1 protein-coding gene is annotated in these 643 nt (G+C 37.0%); it reads left to right on the top strand.

What is annotated here, in order from left to right:
- A partial coding sequence (locus AC58DT_RS15705; protein ID WP_497217734.1) for an endonuclease domain-containing protein occupies positions 1 to 372 on the top strand: 372 nt, incomplete at its 5' end.
- Positions 373 to 643: the final 271 nt, after the last annotated feature.

The following is a 643-nucleotide window of genomic DNA, read 5'->3' as shown; positions in this document are numbered from 1 at the left end:
ATTTATCACATGGCAAACAAAATACTTCCATATAATAAACATCTGAAAGCGATGGCTAGGGAACTCCGTAAAAATATGACTCCTGCTGAAAAAATGTTATGGGAGGGTATTAGAAAAAAATCCTTAGGTCTAGAATTCCATAGACAGGTTCCAATTTTAAATTTTATTGTAGATTTTTATTGCCATGAAATTGGTCTGGTTATAGAAGTCGATGGGAATATCCACGAGCATAATTTTCTTGAGGATGCAGAACGACAAGGTAAAATGGAGGCGCAAGGACTTCATTTTTTAAGATTTACGAATAATGATATTCTAAGCGATACTGAAAGTGTAATTAATATCATAAAGAGTTATATAAGAGAAAATAGTTAAAAACATCCCCCTAAATCCCCCTTCAAAGGGGGACTTTTGATGCTTATAACGAAACATAAGTTATTTCCAAATCTAGCCCCTCCCTTCGAAGGGAGGCGGGGGAGGGATGTTTTTTCGAGTAGAACCTTCTTTTTAATTAAAATTCTGATTAACATCCCCCTAAATCCCCCTTCAAAGGGGGACTTTTGGCGCTTATAACAAAACATAAGTCATTTCCGAAACTGGCCCCTCCCTTAGAAGGGAGGCGGGAGAGGGATGTTTTCACTATATT

It is taken from the genome of Aequorivita sp. CRS11 (genome assembly GCF_059693805.1).
This window is presented reverse-complemented; position numbering and strand designations above follow the sequence as displayed.